Here is a 19339-nt window from a genome sequence, read left to right as displayed (position 1 = left end):
AGAACAAAAACTGAAATCAGTCTTCGCTGAATAAATCGCCGCCGTGCATATCGATCATTTCTAACGCTTTACCGCCACCGCGGGCAACGCATGTCAGAGGATCATCACCGACAACAACAGGAATACCTGTTTCTTCCATCAGTAAGCGATCTAAATTACGCAGCAGAGCACCACCACCGGTCAGAACCATTCCGCGCTCGGAAATATCTGATGCCAGTTCTGGAGGACATTGCTCTAAGGCAACCATAACCGCACTAACGATACCTGCCAGTGGCTCCTGTAATGCTTCAAGAATTTCATTGGAGTTCAGCGTAAATCCGCGCGGTACACCTTCTGCAAGGTTACGGCCACGAACTTCGATTTCACGCACTTCATCGCCCGGGTAAGCCGAACCGATTTCATGTTTAATACGCTCTGCCGTTGCTTCACCAATCAGTGAACCATAGTTACGGCGCACATAGTTAATGATCGCTTCATCAAAGCGGTCACCACCGATACGTACAGAAGAAGAGTAAACCACACCGTTAAGTGAAATGACCGCCACTTCAGTGGTACCACCACCGATATCGACAACCATTGAACCTGTTGCTTCAGAAACCGGTAAACCGGCACCGATAGCAGCCGCCATTGGTTCTTCAATCAGGAATACTTCGCGAGCACCTGCGCCCTGAGCTGACTCACGAATAGCACGACGCTCAACCTGAGTTGCACCAACCGGAACACAAACCAATACGCGAGGGCTTGGACGTAAAAAGCTATTGCTATGAACCTGACGAATAAAGTGCTGAAGCATTTTTTCCGTCACGAAGAAGTCAGCGATAACGCCATCTTTCATTGGACGAATCGCAGCAATGTAGCCCGGAGTACGCCCCAGCATTTGTTTAGCTTCATGGCCAACAGCCGCAACGCTTTTCGGCGAGCCGACGCGATCTTGACGAATAGCGACCACTGATGGTTCATTCAATACGATGCCTTGCCCTTTTACATAGATCAGGGTATTCGCAGTACCCAAGTCTATAGACAGGTCATTAGAAAACATGCCACGAAATTTCTTAAACATTCTAGAGAGTAATCCTGAAAGCAGAGGCGGTATATTAAGCCGCCAACTTTAACCAACCACGAAGGACTGCTACAAGGCACAAAAAGCGTGCATCTTAATGGCCGCATCCTACGTGAGCTCAATCCGCATGTTGTATTTAGGGTCAATCAACACACAGCGCATAAACTTTTTAACTTAATTTATCGGCTTACGCGCAACATCACGCACAGGCAAATAAAGATAGATAAGCAAGGAACGCTATTCTACGTGAAAAACATACATAATTCAGAGTTAAAAATGACGATAACGCCCAGTATTTTTTTCTTGAGAAGTCGGAATCTTCTTCGGTGAGGCAAAAAATTCACCCTGTCCACCGATAACTCCCCGAGAACACAGCGTTTTCCATTCAAGATTCGTTCTTACGCTTGCCGCCATAACCATAATATTAGTGCCTTCGCAGGCGCTGACTAAACTATCAACAAATAATTGATTCTCTGGTCGCCGGTCAATATTTCGTACCAGACCCGGATGAAGTTTAATCACTTCAATCGGCAGCGTCTTAATATAATGAGTACTCACCACCGTCAGGCCCGCCTGCACAATTCCCAAACGGCAGCCCACTGCGTTTAATAACCGGATAACAGAACGTAAACGGTCGCTATATTGACCTACATCTGCCTCTGCAAGTTCAAATATAATTCGCTTACGATGATCTTTTGTTCTTTCCAGCAAATTATCCCGTAACCATATCTGAAAAGAGTGTTTTAGCAGGGAGTCGACGGTGATTGAAACCGCAATAGAATCATCTGGCCACAAATCAAGCAGAGGTAATGACTTACTGATGACCTGACGATCGAATCGCTCCGTCAGACCAAATTGCTGCACTAATGGCATGAACTCTGCCGGGTGTAGTTCCTCACTGCCGTCACGAATACGAACCAGTATCTCCCGGTGATTCAAGTCACCGTTAATAGTCACTGCCGGCTTATAGTAAATTTCAGGACCGCCGCGAGCCAATACTTGCTCTAGCAACGTACGCCAGCGAACGCTTCCTCTGGCAGTCTCCGGCACCGGGCTATCGTAAATAAACCAGCCGTTTCCACCCTGCAACTCAGCCGTACGGGCAGCCTGTTCGGCATTATCCATCACCTGCTCAGCAAGCTGGCCGCTGTGATAAGCACAAACGCCAATATGAATCAGTGACTCTCGCTCAATACCGGGAACAATAGGCAATGTACCGATAGCATTCACCAACTGAGCGGCAATAGAATCAGCCTCTCTTAATGAACGGTGCGGCAACATCACGCTGAAATCATTACTAAAATAGCGAGCCAGCAATGCACCGGGGTGTCGCATAATGAAGGTAGAAAGCATATTTACCAGCATATAGAGCAGGTCGTCGATAGCTTCTTTACCATGCTCTTCGACTAACAGCTCCAACTCGGGCAGGCGAATCATCATCACAACGCCGTGCACGTTGGTTTCTTCCAACTGTGTCGCTAGCTGATTGTCAAAAAATAACCGGTTATTTAAACCCGTTTGTGAATCCTGTGCGGCAAAGGCTCTGATAAGCTTATCAACCCGTAGCCGTTCCTCACTCATATTTTTCAAATCTGACAATAAGCGATCGATAGCTCCGCTGGTATTCACCGGCCATTCATGAATATTACCGATTGCTACATCTTCACGCTCACCGGCTAAAATCCGCCACGAACGCTCTTCCAATAATAGAAGCCCTTTAAATTGACGCTTTAACCAGCGGATCCACCAACATAGAACCAATGAGATAAACACCACTACCGCCAAAATAGACAGCATGGTTGGCACAGAGAAGATAGTGCTGAGAATGGGGTTAGCATAGACGATCTTTAGGCTATATTTCGGATGCTGAGGCAACTGAAGGTCGGCCTCACTCAAGCTATGAAAATAGTCCCAGAATCCGGCCTTACTCTCTGTGGAATGGGTATACACCACCTGACCTTGCCCGTCACTAATGGTCAAGTGTCGTACTCCCGTCGCATACATAATGACAGGAAGCCAACCATCATATGACTCAGGCTTTTGATAAATCAAAGCCTGATCGACGGTGGAAGCCAAGGCTCGCCAGTGTTTCCCCATCTTGTCTTCCCCCACAAAGTAGACGCTTAACATACTGGTAAGCAGCGCGACAACCATGGTTAGGAAGACTAATAGAGAAATAAAAATCGACAGTCTGGCGGTAAATCTCATTCCCATAACAATTTGATTCTAATCTGTAAGATAAATTTATGGTGGGATAACATCATCACACCGCTGAGTTTTTGACTAATACCTTAAGATTATAGCCAGCTTTATGATTAATTAGTTGTCCAATCCCTTATTTTGGAAAGAAAGAGTCATTCTTTTCATAAGGATCAAGCAACTAACATTATTAAGATTCATCATTCAACCTTTTTGTGCACCACAATCAGCTCGGCTTGATTAAATCCCGTGGCCTTAATTTATTGCCCCGAAGAGAGCAAAAGCGAATAATAGCCCAAAGACCCGATCTCGGATGAACGCCTTTCTGCCCAATCCGTCCCTTCTAACCTTCTGGATAAGAGCGATAATATGATAAAAGCACTGGTTCTTGAGCAACAAGATGGGCTAACTCTAGCCTCATTACGTGAGATTTCAACCGAACAACTACCGGCTGGCAATGTCACCGTCGATGTAAACTGGTCCAGCATTAACTATAAAGACGCTCTAGCCGTGACCGGAAAAGGCAAAATCATTCGTGACTTTCCAATGGTACCCGGCATCGACTTTGCCGGAACGGTAAGTGCCAGTGAAGATCCGCGCTATCAGGTAGGACAAAATGTTTTACTCACCGGCTGGGGCGTTGGTGAAACCCACTGGGGTGGGTTAGCCGAACAGGCTCGAGTTAACGGTGACTGGCTGGTTCCGCTGCCTAGCGGGTTAGACCAGCGTAAAGCCATGGTGATAGGCACTGCCGGTTTTACCGCCATGTTATGCGTAATGGCACTGGAGGACGGCGGAATTACGCCTGAAAGCGGTGAAATTTTGGTTACCGGTGCCAGCGGTGGCGTTGGCAGTGCTGCCGTGGCCTTACTGCATGCATTAGGGTATCAGGTGTGTGCCGTCAGCGGCCGCCAGCAAAATGCCGAATATTTACTTTCTCTTGGTGCCAATTTTGTTATTGAAAGAGACAGCTTTAGTGATGCACCTCGCCCGCTGGAAAAACAGCGCTGGGGCGGCGCAATCGACGTTGTTGGCGGTGACATGCTGGCTAAAATCATTGCACAAATGGACTACGGCTCTACTGTTGCAGCCTGTGGTCTGGCTGGCGGATATAAACTACCAACAACCGTGATGCCGTTTATTCTGCGTAATGTCCGCCTGCAGGGCGTTGATTCAGTAATGACCCCGCCAGCCCGCCGTGCTCAGGCTTGGAAACGTCTGGCTGAAATCCTGCCAGAGAGTTTCTACCAGCTCGCCACCACGGAAATTTCCTTGGCTGATGTTCCTAAAACAGCAGAAAGTTTATTAAACAATAAAGTAACTGGCCGCGTTATCGTAAAAACTCGCTAAGCCAACACACAGCGTAACGCCAACTAAATCAATGGCGTTACGCTGCTTATCAATATTCTCGCCTATTCTTATTATTCCTTTTTTATCCCCCTCGGCAAAACTATCGTGGCATAAAGACACTTTTACGGCCATTCTTTGTCTATAAAGATTGAATAACATCACAAACCTATTGCAGCAGAGAAATCACGATGACCAAGAAATCACGATTAACAGAAAGTAGCGTGACGCCAGAAGAGATATTTTATCAGCGCCGGAAGGTTTTACAGGCGCTGGGTCTTACCGCCGCCGCGTTAACGCTACCGATAAGCGCTCAGGCCGAACTGTTTTCATGGCTTAAAGGCAGTGAAAAACCTACCGCTCCCTCAGGTAAGCCGCTCGACTTCACTAAACCTGCCGCCTATCACGCCGATCTGCCTCTGACGCCTGAAGATAAAGTGACCGGCTATAACAATTTTTATGAATTCGGCTTAGATAAAGCCGATCCTGCCGCTAACTCAGGCTCGCTCAAAACAGAAGGCTGGCAGATCCATATCAGCGGTGAAGTCGCCAAACCGATCACACTAAACATCGATGACTTAATCAAACGCTTTGCGCTAGAAGAGAGAATCTATCGCCTGCGTTGTGTCGAAGCCTGGTCAATGGTTATTCCTTGGATCGGATTTGAATTAGGTAAGCTGATTAAATTCGCAGAACCAACCAGTAAAGCCCGCTATGTGGCTTTTCATACGTTATACGACCCTGAACAGATGCCCGGTCAGGCCAACAGGTTCACCGGTGGCGGTTTGGAATATCCTTACGTTGAGGGCTTGCGCATGGATGAAGCGATGAACCCGCTAACGTTACTCACCGTCGGCGTTTATGGCAAAACGTTGCCAAACCAAAATGGCGCACCGGTCCGATTAATCACGCCGTGGAAGTACGGGTTTAAAAGCATCAAATCCATCGTTGAAATTAGGCTAACAGAACAGCAACCGCCAACAACCTGGAACCTGAGTGCGCCTAATGAATATGGATTTTACGCTAATGTAAATCCTCAAGTTGACCATCCACGTTGGTCTCAGGCGACGGAAAGGGTGATTGGCTCCGGTGGCATTCTGGACGTCAAACGCCAGCCTACTTTGCTATTTAACGGTTATGCCGATCGGGTCGCCTCTATGTACAGCGGCTTGGACTTACGGAGCAACTTCTAGTGCGGCTAACACCAAAAAACATTAAGTGGCTAAAACTGGGGCTACACTTACTGGCCTTTATCCCTTTTTTATGGCTAATTTTATCAATTAATCAGGGCTGGCTCAGTGCCGATGCGGCAAAAGATATTCAGCACTACACCGGCAGAATGGCGCTAAAGTTATTGCTAGCAACCCTGTTGGTTTCACCGCTGGCCCGTGCGCTGCATATGCCGATTTTAGTACGCTGTCGCAGATTGCTGGGGCTATGGTGTTTTGCTTGGGCTTCGTTACACCTCATCAGCTATAGCGCTTTGGAGCTCGGGCTGAATATGTCTTTATTATTCGGCGAGCTGGTTAAACGCAATTATCTGATACTGGGTATTATCAGTTGGATCATTCTGTTTGCCTTAACGGTGACATCCACCCAGAACTTACAGCGAAAATTAGGCTCTAACTGGCAGCGATTACATAATTTTATCTATCTGGTCGCGATATTAGCCCCTCTGCACGGGTTGTTATCCACCAAAGTACTATCGCTACAAATTGTGATTTATGCTCTGATATCAGCACTGTTGTTAGTCGTTCGCTATAAAAAATTCACCCAATGGATGATAAAACGCAAATAACTTATACCTGTTTATTCTCGCTAATGGCTTACCAGACAAGGCTTTGCTCGAATATGGTTAAACAATCTTCGCTGATAAGACCAGTAAAAGGCTGCTAATTTCGCCGATATAGATATAATGGCGCACTTTATTTCTGCGACGTCATACAATTTTCCAATAAGAATAGTGACAATTGGATGACATCGAGTTACTTTTAACGATTACTGTTTGATTGCCGGAGATGCCAGCACAATGACGAAAAAAACGCACATTTTGCTGTTAAACGGGCCTAACCTAAATTTATTAGGGACCCGCGAACCAGAGAAGTACGGTCATACTACGCTGGCTGATATCGTCAAAAAATTAGATAACGAAACTCAGCGCTTAGGCTTTGAGTTCTCTCATCTGCAATCAAACGCAGAGCACGAAATTATTAATGCGATCCATCAGGCTCGCGGCTCTGTCGATTTTATCCTCATTAATCCGGCAGCGTTTACCCATACCAGTGTGGCTATTCGGGATGCGCTGTTAGCGGTCAATATACCGTTTATTGAAATTCATCTGTCTAACGTCCATGCACGAGAACCTTTCAGACATCACTCATATCTTTCCGATATTGCAGTCGGTGTTATTTGTGGTCTCGGCGCTGACGGCTATGACTTTGCCCTGCAGGCGGCAGCCCGCCGACTGCAATAATTTTTTTATTCCACGCAACGAGAGAATACGGAATCACACCTATGGATATTCGTAAAATTAAAAAACTGATCGAACTAGTTGAAGAGTCTGGCATTAACGAGTTAGAGATTTCTGAAGGCGAAGAGTCAGTTCGTATCAGCCGTAGCCCGGCAGCAGGCAGCTATATGCCGATGCAACAGTATGCCATGCCGCAAATGGCTGCACCGGTTGCTCAACCCGCCGCGGTTGCCGCGCCGGTTGAAGCAGCACCTGCAGCTATCAGCGGTCATATCGTGCGCTCACCAATGGTTGGGACTTTCTACCGCACCCCAAGCCCTGATGCCAAAGCATTTATTGAAGTTGGCCAAACTGTTGCCGTTGGCGATACCTTATGTATCGTTGAAGCAATGAAAATGATGAACCAAATCGAAGCAGATAAAGCAGGCGTTGTAAAAGCGATTCTGTTAGAAAGCGGGCAGCCGGTAGAATTTGACGAGCCGCTAGTCATCATCGAATAACGAGGCGAGCTATGTCTAAGAAGAAACTGGACAAGATTGAAAAAGTTGTCATCGCTAACCGCGGTGAGATCGCATTACGTATTTTACGTGCGTGTAAAGAGCTGGGAATCAAAACGGTTGCCGTTCACTCCAGCGCAGATCGCGATTTAAAACACGTTCTGCTGGCAGATGAAACCGTATGTATCGGTCCTGCCCAATCGGTAAAAAGCTATTTAAATATTCCGGCCCTGATAGCCGCTGCTGAAATTACCGGCGCCGATGCTATCCATCCGGGATACGGCTTCTTATCTGAGAACGCTGATTTTGCTGAACAAGTTGAACGTTCAGGCTTTATTTTCATCGGACCGAAAGCAGAAACCATCCGCATCATGGGTGACAAAGTTTCTGCCATCAGCGCAATGAAAAAAGCCGGCGTACCTTGTGTACCGGGTTCCGACGGTTCACTGGATGATGATATGGTTAAAAACCGTGAGTTTGCCAAGAACATCGGCTATCCGGTTATTATCAAAGCGTCAGGCGGCGGCGGCGGTCGTGGTATGCGCGTAGTGCGCAGCGACAAAGATCTGGAAGAATCCATCAACATGACCCGTGCGGAAGCTAAAGCAGCTTTCAACAACGACATGGTATATATGGAAAAATTCCTTGAGAATCCTCGCCATATTGAAATTCAGATTATGGCTGATGGTCAGGGAAATGCGGTTTATCTGGCAGAGCGCGATTGCTCAATGCAACGTCGTCACCAGAAAGTGGTTGAAGAAGCGCCGGCACCGGGCATTACCGAAGAGCTTCGTCGCTATATCGGTGAACGTTGTACCAAAGCCTGTATCGAAATTGGTTATCGCGGCGCAGGAACTTTCGAATTCCTGTATGAAAACGGCGAGTTCTATTTCATTGAAATGAATACCCGTATTCAAGTTGAGCATCCGGTGACAGAAATGATCACTGGCGTTGACCTGATCAAAGAGCAGCTTCGCGTTGCCGACGGTCAGAAACTGTCTATCAAACAAAAAGATATTCAGGTTCATGGTCACGCTATCGAATGCCGGATTAACGCCGAAGATCCAAATAACTTCCTGCCGTCTCCGGGTAAGATTACCCGTTTCCACGCGCCGGGCGGTTTTGGTATCCGTTGGGAATCTCATATTTATGCCGGCTATACGGTACCACCATATTATGACTCCATGATCGGTAAACTGATTGCTTACGGTGAAACCCGCGAAGTTGCGATTTCCCGTATGAAGAACGCACTGGCCGAGCTGATTATCGACGGTATAAAAACCAACGTCAGCCTGCAGCTGCGGATTATGAATGACAAAGGGTTCGAGAAAGGCGGAACCAACATTCATTATCTGGAGAAACTGCTGGGTATTCAGGAAAAGTAATTTATTACTGGTTCTGTAATATGGAAGAAAGGCCGATTTATATCGGCCTTTCTTATTAAAAGGATTTATGATGAAACGGAACGTACAATTTATATTACCGCTGTGCATTGTCCTGGGTAATCTTGGCTTATATCTTTATGCTTACTTTACTAGCCATCAGCCGCTGGCACTCACTTATGCCCTGGTTGACTTATTTGATTTCCTCTTCGACTCAACGATTATTTTCGCACTGTTCTTGACCCTAAACAGTGGGAAAAAGTATTCAGCTACTCGGCTAAATGTAATATTAACTTTCGCCTATTTTATTGCCCAATGGCAAATATCATCCCGTTGTTTTAATTATGTATTTAAAGGTTTTATATCACTAACTGAACAATTGAGTGTTATTGATATATATATAAGCCCATACGGTTGGATAACAGTAATTCATGCTGTTTTTCAATTGATTATTCTTATCTCGTTGTTTTTAATTATTCGATTTTGGTTGGAAAAACAAGCGAATAAAAACACAATTAAAGGTCCGGAACGTATTAACCTAACGGTACCATTTGTATATGCCTTATTAAACACATCAATTATTCTACAGGCTATCAATCCATTTATTTATAGCTCAGACTATTTTGAAGCAAGTATTATCGGTTCTGTATTAGTCATTGTGCCCATTAATTTTATACTTTCATTTGTAATCGTTAAAAGGCAGCAAAAAATAAACAATCAAAATATTTCAATTAAAAGTGCATTGATTGCCTGTATAATTGGGATTTTGATTACTATTTTGTTTAATGTGCTATTACACGGACTCATTCTACTATTACTGCTTGCTGCATTCTCAATGGCGGGTTTCTTGGTTTATCTAGGATTTGTTATTTATCTTAGCCTGTTTGTTTTCTTATATATATCGTATAAATCCCAACAGATTGCCGTCAGGCGCTTTTGTAAACCTCAGAGTGAGTTAGATAATTTAGTCACCGGTTAGCCATCTATGGCGAATCAGTCACCATCGCTTAACAACTAAAAAAGGGATATTAACTAACAATCTGTTGATATCCCTAATAATTAAGTCAATCCTCGCCGCATTGCCTTATTTTTGCTCAAGCCACAGGCTTTATGCCAAAATATTTCTGGGCAAACGTCTGCGTAGAGATCGATAACCTCTACACCGAGGCGTTGTAATGAATAGGTAGCAAAATTCTTAACCGAAGCAGGTCGCCCCTCAATACTGAGAAAAGCACCCGACGGTGAGAACATGGCACCAAATTTAACGCTGAGAAAGGCTTTATCTCGCCACCCTTTAAGCGCACGACCAATCAATGATTCACTATAACCCATTCCATAAAAGTCGCCGGTATCCAGAAAATTGTGGCCAGCATCCAACGCTGCATGAATAGTAGCAATGCTTTCCTAATCACTGCCGGATTTTTGCGGTGTCATACACCCCATACCCAATGCAGAAACCAGCGGACCGTTTTTGCCAAGACGTTTAGTTATCATTACTGACTCCTTGATTAATTTACCGCGAGTTTCTGCATGCGTTCAAAAATATCAGACTAGAGGCTATTCGTAGACATGTACGTAATCAGCCACCGGACGGAAGAATCCGCGTATCAGTTGAATGCTTGCGGTTTGATTCAGATCGGCAACCAGTTTTTTGGTGTAGACCGGATCGTTTTGTCCATCAACGAAGGCGTTGTATGACTGATATTGGCTAATATTGACGATTTGATAACGACTGTCTGGCAACATGGTTTTATAAAGAGTGGCCCCCATAGCTCCGACCAGCTTACGCGTCAGTTGCGAGCGTACCTTCCAATCGGAGATAAATGGCTCGATATCGTTTTGCGCCATTTCCATGAGGTTAATAAAAACAAAGGGAGAGCCGGGGTTAGTGATGGCCGGGTCTTTTATGATCCGCAGAGGAGTTCCTTTAGGTGGCTGACCAGGGACGATTTCCTCTGCCTGAAGATGAACATAAGAAACCGCCGGACGGTAAAAACCCTGAATAGCGTTGCTATTCTGCTGGCTAGGGTAATATGGGCATCTACCTATGCATTGTATGACTGCCACTGAGCGACATCGACTAACTGATACTTATGATCGGGCAATATCGACTTATACAATGTTGCTGTGACAAAACCGGGCATTTGGCCAACAACGGCTGAACGTTTATTCCAATCTGCGACAAACTGATCCGCATCCTGCTGCGTAACTTCAAAAAGGCTGATGCTGGTAAAAGGCTCATCCGGCTGTTTGATGTTTGGATTATGGTTTGTCTGAGCACTCGCTGACAGCGTTGCCACCATGAATAAAACGGCTAACAATGGTGAAAATAGTATTTTTCTCATACCTGACCTCTTTCAATTCCGAATGCCTTCACCCAGATACCTACACGCCTTGCTCTCAGGTGGCAGACTTCCAGATAGTCTTACGCGGATTTTCCCTTTGATAACAAAATGAGGTTTAATTTCACCCACAATCGAAATAATATCAAATACATTAATATTGCTAATTTATCATTTTAAATGATGGATTCAGTTTAATAACAATGCTCTGATCGGGAGGCCAGAGCATTGTTCTAATAAGATCAGGGCAAAAAATAGACTAGCTATCATGCTCAGATAGTTCTGTCTCACCAATATCAGTTATGAATGAGTTGCCCTTACAGTCAGCTCTTTCATTTATCAGGCTAATACAAAGAATAGACAAGCGATCTTTTAGCTCTGACTGGAAATCTCTTCCAAAGAGACCATGCGGGTTTCAATGCCAAAGAAAAACAGGATCAATGCACATATCACCAGCATAACGCCTAACACGATAAAAACTGTGATGGCCCCGTGCTGCGTCAGTAAGATGGCTACGCCATAAGGTGTAAATACCGCCACGATCCGCCCTACCGCATTCACAAAACCCGATCCTCGTAAGCGCAGATGTGTCGGCCATAGCTCAGGAACATAAACCGCTGAGGAAAAACAAACGTACATATACAGAAAAAAGATCATCAGCAGACCGTAGCTTAAAATTGCCCACTCTTCTGTCTGAATTGAATAGAAATAACCCAAAATAGCGATAATAATCAAAAGCGATGAGCCAAATAGTCGTCGAGGAAACCGGTCGATAATCATCGCCGCAATAAAAATCCCAAGAGGCGCACCTATCATCATAATTGCAGTCATAAAAATAGATTTTGTTACATCGAACCCGGAGTTAACAAAAATAGTCGGGATCCATACGGTAATGGTATACAACGAAATGTTCATGGCAATCAGCACGGTGATTGCAACCAACGTTCGGCGCAGCATCTGGCCTTTAAACAACAGCCAGAATGAACAGCTTTCTCCACCAGATTTATACTGTGTCGATCTACGCGGGTAAGATTGTAAGGAAATATTTTTTTCAACTTCTATTTGCGACTCAATATTCAACAAGAGTTCTTCCGCAGTACCCTGCTGGCCTTTCCCTGCCAGCCATCTTGGTGACTCAATAAAGTATTTTCCAGAAAGATACCATGCCAACAACATGGCTGCGCCGCCGAGAAAAAACATTACCCGCCAACTCAATAATACGATAACCACCACCCCAATTGCAGCCGAGAGCATTGGGGCCCAGTTACCTACAAAAGAGAGACGCGCCGACCATTTCCCCCGCACCATTGCAGGAATAAATTCAGTAAACGATGCATAGCCCACCATAATCAGTGCACCCATTCCGATTCCCATCAGACAACGGAAAAAGATTAGCCAATACATATCAGGCACAAAAGAGGCAGCCGTTGCAGAAATTCCAACAATCAGCAGGTTCATACGAAAGGCTTTTCGCCTACCAAGGTAATCCCCGATAAAGCCCCCCATCAGGGAGCCAATAAAATAGCCAAACATCAGTGCAGACGTAAACGCCGCATTCAGGTAATTATTTGACCACCCAATGCTGACCAATTCAGCCAATACCACATTACCTGAATAACTGAGAAAACCCGTGAATAATAAACTAAAACTGACAATGCCAAAGATACGAAAATGAAATTTGGATAAAGGCAAGCGATCCAGTCTCGCACCGATATGATCATATTGTTCCATCTGAATGCCTCAAATGTAGCTAAATATAAAATCATTAATTATGCTAATGGTGGAATAATAGAGATTATCGATTTCCACCTATTACCATCTCTTTTTATACAAGCGTTATCAGGCATAAAATGAAAATAATATCGACGCGAAAATTCTCGCTGGCTTATAACAACCCTATATCAAAATATAAGCTGTATATTATTTTTATGACAAAAAGCTATCCATTCTGCGCCTGGTGCTTTATTCGTTATAATGTAATTAATATGGCTAAAATCGATCAATTGAACAAATGCCTTACGATCGAACTTTGAATGATCGACTAATAGCGCTACTTCAGTTGCCTGGCGAATCATAGTTTTCTTGATTTCCGCTTCCGCTTCGTTTGAATCAAGTGCACCACTTTCCATATCCAGACCTTTACAACTCATCACCATAATATCTACATGATATTTTCCGATGATTTCTTTAGTAATTCGCCCTTGCAATGAAAGTGTGTTTTTATTTAACTCACCTCCGGTAGAAACAACCTTAATTTCAGATTGGGCGAGTTCATGAAAAGCTTCTGCTGAATTAGTTAATAACGTTAGATCGTTCCTGTCTTTAAGCAATTTTAATAATTCTATTACTGTGCTGCTGGAATCAGCGGCCATCGTGGTTTTATTTTTAATAAAGGGTAATGCATTCCTGGCGATAGTCTGTTTCTCTTCATAAAATGACTTCGCACGTTTATAAAAATGTATATTGTCAGATATTGCTGCACTGTTTAATACCGCACCGCCATAGGTACGCGTTAAAAAACCTTCATCTTCCAGCTTTTCAAGATCGCGACGGATAGTTTCTTCTGTAACCTGAAAAAGATTACTCAGATTAGAGACCGCCACCTTCTTGTCATTGGCAACCATTTGTTTAATTGCCTGAATTCTGTCTTTTGCCGCCACAATGAATACCTCTGTTCCCTTAAATCTCATGATATTGTGTTAGTATCTCACAGTATATGTTTACTCTCAAAATAATATGTCCGAATCACAGATTTTTATATTTAGTTACACAGAAACAGAGGTGATAAATATTGGCGTTACTTTTTATCCAGAGCTTCCGCCATCCGCCGCATCGCTAACGAATCCTCATCCGTCAGCGAAATAGTCAGGGCTTCAACATTTTCCCGAACTTGCGCAGGCGCGGTCGCACCACTGAGTATCGAAATGAGGTCGCTCTGTTTTAAGATCCAAGCCAGCGCCAACGTCGGCACAGAGCACTGGTATTTGTCGCACAACGGCTGCCACTGGGCCAGCATATCGATAACCCGCAGCATATTTTCACGCTGGAACCAGACTTTGTTGGCCTGCGCACCGCCGGGTACATAATCACGAGTGATAGTACCGGTTAGCAGCCCCTGCTCAAGGGGTGAATAGACCTGCACAACAATGCCATGCTCACGGCATAGCGGCAGCAGGTCAGTTTCCATCGCCCGGTCAAGAATGCTGTACTTGGCCTGCACAATATCCAACTCACCGTGTTTGAGATACTCGCGGATATGGTCAGCGTCTACATTAGCCGCTCCAATCGAGCGGATTTTCCCCTCTTTTTTCAGCTCATTGAGCACGTCAACCGTTTCTGAAATCGGCGTAAAAAACGGCGGCACCGACTGCCAGTGCGTCATGTAGATATCAATGCAATCAATGTTCAGCCGTTGTAGGCTGGCGTCCACCTCTTCACGAATCGACTCTGGAGAGAGGTTTTTATACAGTTGGCGATCGCCCACCTTATTGAACAGGCTGCCTTCTCGCTGCCAAACAATGCCGCACTTGGTTTCCACCACAATTTCATTTCGCGGTAACTTTTTCAGCGCCTGACCCACAATGACTTCACTATTACCAAAGTTATAGCCTGGTGCCGTATCGATAAGGTTAATGCCACAGCGGTGTGCTTCAATAATCGTATCGATACAGATCTGTAAATCCAGATCGCCATTCCATGCGGGGCCACCGCCGATGGCCCAAGTGCCTAATCCCATGCGGGAAAGCGTTATATCCGTACTGCCTAGCGGTATCATTTTCATCTGATGCTATTACCCTTTAGTATTCTTCCAAAAGTTGTTCAACGAGTTTTCTATTCGTCACGCCAGTAGTGGCACCCACGCTCAATACCGATATCGCCGCGGTGGCATTGGCAAACAATGCGCAATCATGCAGAGATTTCCCTTCAAGCAACGCCGCGATAAAACCCGAAGCAAAGTTGTCTCCGGCACCAATGGTATCAATGGCGGTAATTCCCGAGACGGCTGGTATCGCCATTTTTATATCGGCACTTTTGATAAAGCAGCCCTTTTTACCAGTTTTAATCACCACCGTTTTTACGCCACAGTTCAGGAAACTATCGGCGATATCATCCAGAGTCTCTTTCCCGGTAAGCAATTTAGCCTCATCGAAATTCGGGAATAGATAGTCCACATAACTAAGCGCTTGTCGGATATCGTCCAGCGTTTCATTTAACCGCGGCTTAATCATATCGGCGCAAATCGTCAGTTGATGGGCCTTTGCTCGCGTAAAAATCTCCGTTAATGCTTTGCCATCCAGCAGCGGGCTGTTAAAGATGCTCGCTAGCGATAACAGCCTTGCCTGAGAGAAACGTTCAAAATCAACATCATGAATATCCAGCTTCCACAGACTACCATTACGGTTAGTAACAAAGGTCCGTTCACCGTCTGCGGTGACCAAACCGACATTGATAGAAGTATCAAGGTCGGCATCCTGCTTCAGGCTCTGAATATCAATATTCTCTTTACGACAGTGGGTGAGAATAAAATGGCCGGCGGCGTCATCACCGATGCGGCTCATTAATGCCGTGCGATGCCCAAGGCGAGAAATAATGGTCGCCTCATTGATAGCATCACCGCCCGTGGTCATGGCAATTCTTTCTAACGGGTAAGAATCCACATCAAAGATATTTTTGCTGACCGGCTGCAATGGAATATCAACAATCGCCGCACCTATACAAATAACCTCAATCTTGTCCATATCATCATTCCGCTTTGCCATCAGAGCCAAACAGTTTGATCTTCTCCAGCGCCCTTTCCTTCACGGCTTTACGTACTTCACGTTGCAGGTGTAGGAATGGTTGATGCTGGTTATCGTTCACCGCATCCATTGCGGCCAGACATAGTTCGGTATGAATATTAATTTTCGAAATGCCTAATGAGATGGCTTTTTTGATATCTTCATCGCAGATCCCAGAAGCACCATGCAGCACCAACGGAACAGAAACGACCTGACTCACCCGCTCTACTACCTCAAAATTCAGTTTCGGTTCGGAGGTATAAACTCCGTGCTGGTTGCCGATAGCCACAGCCAGAGAGTCGCACCCGGTACGTTCAACAAACTCAGCAGCCTGATCCGGATCGGTATAGTGATAACCCGCTAGCGCCTCTTCATAAACCGTTTCATTACCCACATGCCCCAGCTCGGCTTCTACTGGAATACCCAAGGGATGGAAGAAATCGACAGCTTCTTTGGTCAGGCGGATATTTTCTTCAAAATCAAAGGCGGAAGCATCACGCATCAGTGAATTCATACCGTGCGTCCAAGCGTTATGGATAATTTCCATACTACGCCCGTGATCCCAATGGGTAATCACTGGAACCGACGCTTTTTTTGCCATTGATACCATCATGTGCGAGAAATCCTCAAACGAGGTATTACCGACAAATCCGGTACCGAAAGAAATAATCACCGGTGATCTTGCCTCTTCCGCCGCATCCATGACGCCCATTAACATTTCCGCATTCCACACGTTAAAGTGGGCAATCGCGTAACGTTTATTCCGTGCATCATTTTCCCAATAGTTTATATCTGCCAGCATAGTCAATTTCTCACTTTTTAATTAATGGTTAACTTTAATAACGCCTTTCACTATTTCGCGTTTGTTACTCACCGACTCATCAAAGGCTCTTTGCACATCTTCATAGTCATATATATGCGTCACCATTGACTTAACGTCGAAGTGTCCGGAAGAAATGGCTTCAATCGTAACGGGATAACGGTTGGCATAACGGAAGACGGTTTGAATGGAAACTTCACGGTTAATCTTGAGGAAGTTAATGGCGGAGTCGCCGGGAACCGTACCGACAATCATGATTTTCCCGCCGCGCATCACGATATAAGGTGCCTGTTTGACAGTGATCGCCGATCCGGCGGTTTCGAAGACAATATCGGCCCCCATATCACCAGAGAAACGTTGACAGGCTTCAAGCGTCTCTTCTTTAGCGCCATTGATAACAGCGCTTGCCCCTAACTTCTCAGCCATGGCAAGCCGTTTTTCCAACACATCGACTACGGCAATATCAGTGGCCCCCAAGCATTTGCACGCCTGTAGGGTCATTAATCCGATACAACCGGCCCCTAAAATGACAATCTTTTTACCGGGTTTCACATCCGCTAGCATCGCAGCATGCATCCCCACGGCGGCGGGCTCCACCAATGCACCTTCCATGGTGTCCATGTTATCGGGCAACTTGTAGGTAAAGCTTTCGGGATGACACAGGTAGTGCGCCAACGCACCGCGATAGTTTGGCTGTGTCGCCATAAAATCCACATCGGGACAAATGTTATATTTCCCTTCCAGACAGTAACGACAGTGACCGCACGGTACGCCGGGCTCGATATTCACTCGGTCACCGGGCTTAAACTTAGTCACGCCCTTACCCACCGCCACCACCGTACCGGCGCACTCATGCCCAAGACCAATTTCCTGATTTGGATCTTTCGGTGGAATAAAAGGACCCGATTCAAAGCCGTGCACGTCTGAACCACAAATACCGACATATTCAACTTTAATCAGAACTTCATGCTCTTTTGGCACCGGTACATCAGCGGCAATAATTTTCATGGTGCCCGGTGTTACTAATATCGCTTTTGTATTTTTCATCATGTCTCCTATTTACTGGTGGCTACACCAATACCAATGCTTTCTACCGATGCGCCTTTTGTTTCAATGCCTAAGGTTGCAATGGCCACAGCGACGATGATAGAAACCGCCCCCAGCAGCACAAATACTCCCGTCACACCATATTCACTAAGTAGCACCGCTACCGCATAAGGGGCCGCTATCCCGCTGATCCTGCCCACGGCGTTTGCCAGCCCTGAACCGCGAAGCTTGGCTTCGGTCGGCCATATTTCAGGTACATACACAGCTGAGGCGTAACAGACGTACATATAAACGAAGGTAATCAGGAAGAAACCGATTAAGGTAATAAGCAGCATGCTGGTTTGCAGCGAGTAGATATATCCAAGCACCGCAATCAGCACTAATAAACCGACGCCCATGGTCTTTCTCGGAATTTTATCCATCACCAACATGGCGATGAAAATGCCAAATGGTGCACCAAACATACTCATGGTATTTAATACAATTGAGTCTTTTAGGTTTATCCCTTGCGTCATGAATATCGTTGGCAGCCAGTTAATTAAGGTGTACTGCACAACGTTCATCGCAATCAGAACAAAAGATCCTAAAATAACTCGTTTCAGTAAGGCGCCCTTTAATAAGGCTGAATAGGGTACAGAGCGAGGCGGTTTCCCGTTATCTTCTACGACTACCGGCGACAACGATTTTCCGGTTTGACGCATCACTCCCTCTTCAATAGCCTTCATCACCTTTTCAGCTTCCTGGTAGCGCCCGCGTGACTCGAGCCAACGGGGGGATTCCGGGAAATAGCGCCAGGCAATCACAGTCGCAATCAGTGACAGCACCGCAGGAATAAGTAACTGCACGCGCCAGTTCCATTCCGCACTGATTAATGGTGTAAGCCCCATGGCAATAAGTGAGCAAAGCGGATAAGACCAGTTACCGATAAACGAAACTCGACTCGACCAAGTACCACGATTTCTACCGGGCATATACTCGGTAAAACCGGCAAACAGAGTGACCAGTAACGCCCCTAGCCCTACCCCCATCACAAAACGGCAGGCGATCAGGAAGTCCATATTCGGTGAGAAAGCACCCACAACCATGGCCGCAATATGAATCACTTCATATAGAATAAAGGCGTTTTTTCGCCCTGTTTTATCCCCGATAATTCCCCCCACTAATGCGCCAACAAACATTCCAGCGGTAGTCACTGCGGAAAATGTGGCGGTGGTTGAATTATCTGTCCAACCTAACTCTTTTAGCTGAGCCAGAATTAAGCCACCGACGGCATTACTCCAGCAAACGAGTAAACCAAAGGCGACCATGGCAAACATCGATGTATGCCAATGACAATCTGGTAAGCGATCGAGCCGAGCGCCGCAATGCGGCTTTGCTGTCTGTTCCATAAGGCAAAT

The 19339-nt window shown here is 45.6% G+C and carries 19 protein-coding genes; 7 read left to right on the top strand and 12 right to left on the bottom strand.

Annotation, left to right across the window (positions count from 1 at the left end; translation table 11 throughout):
- Positions 1–16: 16 nt before the first annotated feature.
- Both mreB and csrD read right to left on the bottom strand, forming a co-directional pair.
- Positions 17–1060, bottom strand: a complete 1044-nt coding sequence (gene mreB, locus YWE_RS0125780) for a rod shape-determining protein MreB (RefSeq protein WP_029097016.1) — start codon at positions 1058–1060, stop codon at positions 17–19.
- 270 nt (positions 1061–1330) lie between these two features.
- Positions 1331–3268 carry an RNase E specificity factor CsrD gene (gene csrD / locus YWE_RS0125775; RefSeq protein ID WP_029097015.1) on the bottom strand — a complete coding sequence of 646 codons (1938 nt, stop codon included), beginning with the start codon at positions 3266–3268 and terminating at the stop codon, positions 1331–1333.
- Positions 3269–3631: 363 nt separating this feature from the next.
- Between csrD and acuI the strand changes: the two genes are divergently transcribed.
- From acuI to YWE_RS0125740, 7 genes are all read left to right on the top strand, one after another.
- Positions 3632–4609, top strand: a complete 978-nt coding sequence (gene acuI / locus YWE_RS0125770) for an acrylyl-CoA reductase (NADPH) (protein ID WP_029097014.1) — start codon at positions 3632–3634, stop codon at positions 4607–4609.
- A gap of 188 nt (positions 4610–4797) precedes the next feature.
- Entirely contained in the window at positions 4798–5799 is a 1002-nt protein-coding gene (gene msrP, locus YWE_RS0125765; protein WP_029097013.1) for a protein-methionine-sulfoxide reductase catalytic subunit MsrP, read from the top strand.
- Complete coding sequence (gene msrQ, locus YWE_RS0125760; RefSeq protein WP_029097012.1) at positions 5799–6404, top strand: protein-methionine-sulfoxide reductase heme-binding subunit MsrQ; 606 nt, start codon at positions 5799–5801, stop codon at positions 6402–6404. The genes msrP and msrQ overlap by 1 nt, the downstream gene beginning before the upstream one ends.
- A gap of 231 nt (positions 6405–6635) precedes the next feature.
- The gene (gene aroQ, locus YWE_RS0125755; protein ID WP_029097011.1) at positions 6636–7079 is read left to right on the top strand and encodes a type II 3-dehydroquinate dehydratase; all 444 of its coding nucleotides are present in this window, start codon (positions 6636–6638) and stop codon (positions 7077–7079) included.
- Between the two features lie 41 nt (positions 7080–7120).
- The gene (accB, locus tag YWE_RS0125750) at positions 7121–7576 is read left to right on the top strand and encodes an acetyl-CoA carboxylase biotin carboxyl carrier protein (RefSeq protein WP_029097010.1); all 456 of its coding nucleotides are present in this window, start codon (positions 7121–7123) and stop codon (positions 7574–7576) included.
- 11 nt (positions 7577–7587) lie between these two features.
- Positions 7588–8958 carry an acetyl-CoA carboxylase biotin carboxylase subunit gene (gene accC / locus YWE_RS0125745; RefSeq protein ID WP_036017172.1) on the top strand — a complete coding sequence of 457 codons (1371 nt, stop codon included), beginning with the start codon at positions 7588–7590 and terminating at the stop codon, positions 8956–8958.
- A gap of 70 nt (positions 8959–9028) precedes the next feature.
- Positions 9029–9934, top strand: a complete 906-nt coding sequence (locus YWE_RS0125740; RefSeq protein ID WP_029097008.1) for a hypothetical protein — start codon at positions 9029–9031, stop codon at positions 9932–9934.
- A gap of 80 nt (positions 9935–10014) precedes the next feature.
- On the opposite strand, the gene YWE_RS28810 is transcribed toward YWE_RS0125740, so the two are convergent.
- The 10 genes from YWE_RS28810 to YWE_RS0125685 form a co-directional block, all read right to left on the bottom strand.
- On the bottom strand, positions 10015–10353 hold the full coding sequence (locus YWE_RS28810; protein WP_227660015.1) for an aldo/keto reductase: 339 nt from the start codon (positions 10351–10353) through the stop codon (positions 10015–10017).
- 159 nt (positions 10354–10512) lie between these two features.
- Positions 10513–11022 (bottom strand): hypothetical protein, encoded by a 510-nt coding sequence (locus YWE_RS30910; RefSeq protein WP_127526505.1) that lies wholly within the window; start codon positions 11020–11022, stop codon positions 10513–10515.
- Positions 11001–11300: an antibiotic biosynthesis monooxygenase family protein gene (locus YWE_RS28805; RefSeq protein WP_051323601.1), complete on the bottom strand. Its 300-nt coding sequence runs from the start codon at positions 11298–11300 to the stop codon at positions 11001–11003. The genes YWE_RS30910 and YWE_RS28805 overlap by 22 nt, the downstream gene beginning before the upstream one ends.
- A gap of 369 nt (positions 11301–11669) precedes the next feature.
- Complete coding sequence (locus YWE_RS0125715; RefSeq protein ID WP_029097005.1) at positions 11670–13028, bottom strand: MFS transporter; 1359 nt, start codon at positions 13026–13028, stop codon at positions 11670–11672.
- Positions 13029–13198: 170 nt separating this feature from the next.
- Positions 13199–13957, bottom strand: coding sequence for a DeoR/GlpR family DNA-binding transcription regulator (locus tag YWE_RS0125710; protein WP_029097004.1), 759 nt, complete (start codon positions 13955–13957; stop codon positions 13199–13201).
- A 137-nt stretch (positions 13958–14094) separates the two neighbouring features.
- Entirely contained in the window at positions 14095–15078 is a 984-nt protein-coding gene (ydjG, locus tag YWE_RS0125705; protein WP_029097003.1) for an NADH-dependent methylglyoxal reductase, read from the bottom strand.
- Positions 15079–15094: 16 nt separating this feature from the next.
- Complete coding sequence (locus YWE_RS0125700) at positions 15095–16036, bottom strand: sugar kinase (RefSeq protein ID WP_029097002.1); 942 nt, start codon at positions 16034–16036, stop codon at positions 15095–15097.
- 4 nt (positions 16037–16040) lie between these two features.
- A complete protein-coding gene (locus YWE_RS0125695; RefSeq protein ID WP_029097001.1) occupies positions 16041–16877 on the bottom strand; it encodes a ketose-bisphosphate aldolase in 837 nt (278 codons plus the stop codon).
- A gap of 21 nt (positions 16878–16898) precedes the next feature.
- Positions 16899–17942, bottom strand: a complete 1044-nt coding sequence (locus tag YWE_RS0125690; RefSeq protein ID WP_029097000.1) for an NAD(P)-dependent alcohol dehydrogenase — start codon at positions 17940–17942, stop codon at positions 16899–16901.
- A gap of 8 nt (positions 17943–17950) precedes the next feature.
- Positions 17951–19330, bottom strand: coding sequence for an MFS transporter (locus YWE_RS0125685; protein WP_029096999.1), 1380 nt, complete (start codon positions 19328–19330; stop codon positions 17951–17953).
- Positions 19331–19339 lie beyond the last annotated feature (9 nt).

The organism is Budvicia aquatica DSM 5075 = ATCC 35567, from assembly GCF_000427805.1.
GTDB lineage: Bacteria > Pseudomonadota > Gammaproteobacteria > Enterobacterales > Enterobacteriaceae > Budvicia > Budvicia aquatica.
This window is presented reverse-complemented; position numbering and strand designations above follow the sequence as displayed.

Coding starts and splice junctions, on each gene's coding strand:
- mreB (WP_029097016.1), bottom strand. CDS start 1,060: ATGTTTAAGAAATTTCGTGGCATGTTTTCTAATGACCTGTCTATAGAC.
- accC (WP_036017172.1), top strand. CDS start 7,588: ATGTCTAAGAAGAAACTGGACAAGATTGAAAAAGTTGTCATCGCTAAC.
- YWE_RS0125690 (WP_029097000.1), bottom strand. CDS start 17,942: ATGAAAAATACAAAAGCGATATTAGTAACACCGGGCACCATGAAAATT.
- msrP (WP_029097013.1), top strand. CDS start 4,798: ATGACCAAGAAATCACGATTAACAGAAAGTAGCGTGACGCCAGAAGAG.
- YWE_RS0125715 (WP_029097005.1), bottom strand. CDS start 13,028: ATGGAACAATATGATCATATCGGTGCGAGACTGGATCGCTTGCCTTTA.
- aroQ (WP_029097011.1), top strand. CDS start 6,636: ATGACGAAAAAAACGCACATTTTGCTGTTAAACGGGCCTAACCTAAAT.
- YWE_RS0125740 (WP_029097008.1), top strand. CDS start 9,029: ATGAAACGGAACGTACAATTTATATTACCGCTGTGCATTGTCCTGGGT.
- YWE_RS28805 (WP_051323601.1), bottom strand. CDS start 11,300: ATGAGAAAAATACTATTTTCACCATTGTTAGCCGTTTTATTCATGGTG.
- YWE_RS0125700 (WP_029097002.1), bottom strand. CDS start 16,036: ATGGACAAGATTGAGGTTATTTGTATAGGTGCGGCGATTGTTGATATT.
- accB (WP_029097010.1), top strand. CDS start 7,121: ATGGATATTCGTAAAATTAAAAAACTGATCGAACTAGTTGAAGAGTCT.
- YWE_RS0125685 (WP_029096999.1), bottom strand. CDS start 19,330: ATGGAACAGACAGCAAAGCCGCATTGCGGCGCTCGGCTCGATCGCTTA.
- ydjG (WP_029097003.1), bottom strand. CDS start 15,078: ATGAAAATGATACCGCTAGGCAGTACGGATATAACGCTTTCCCGCATG.
- YWE_RS0125695 (WP_029097001.1), bottom strand. CDS start 16,877: ATGCTGGCAGATATAAACTATTGGGAAAATGATGCACGGAATAAACGT.
- csrD (WP_029097015.1), bottom strand. CDS start 3,268: ATGAGATTTACCGCCAGACTGTCGATTTTTATTTCTCTATTAGTCTTC.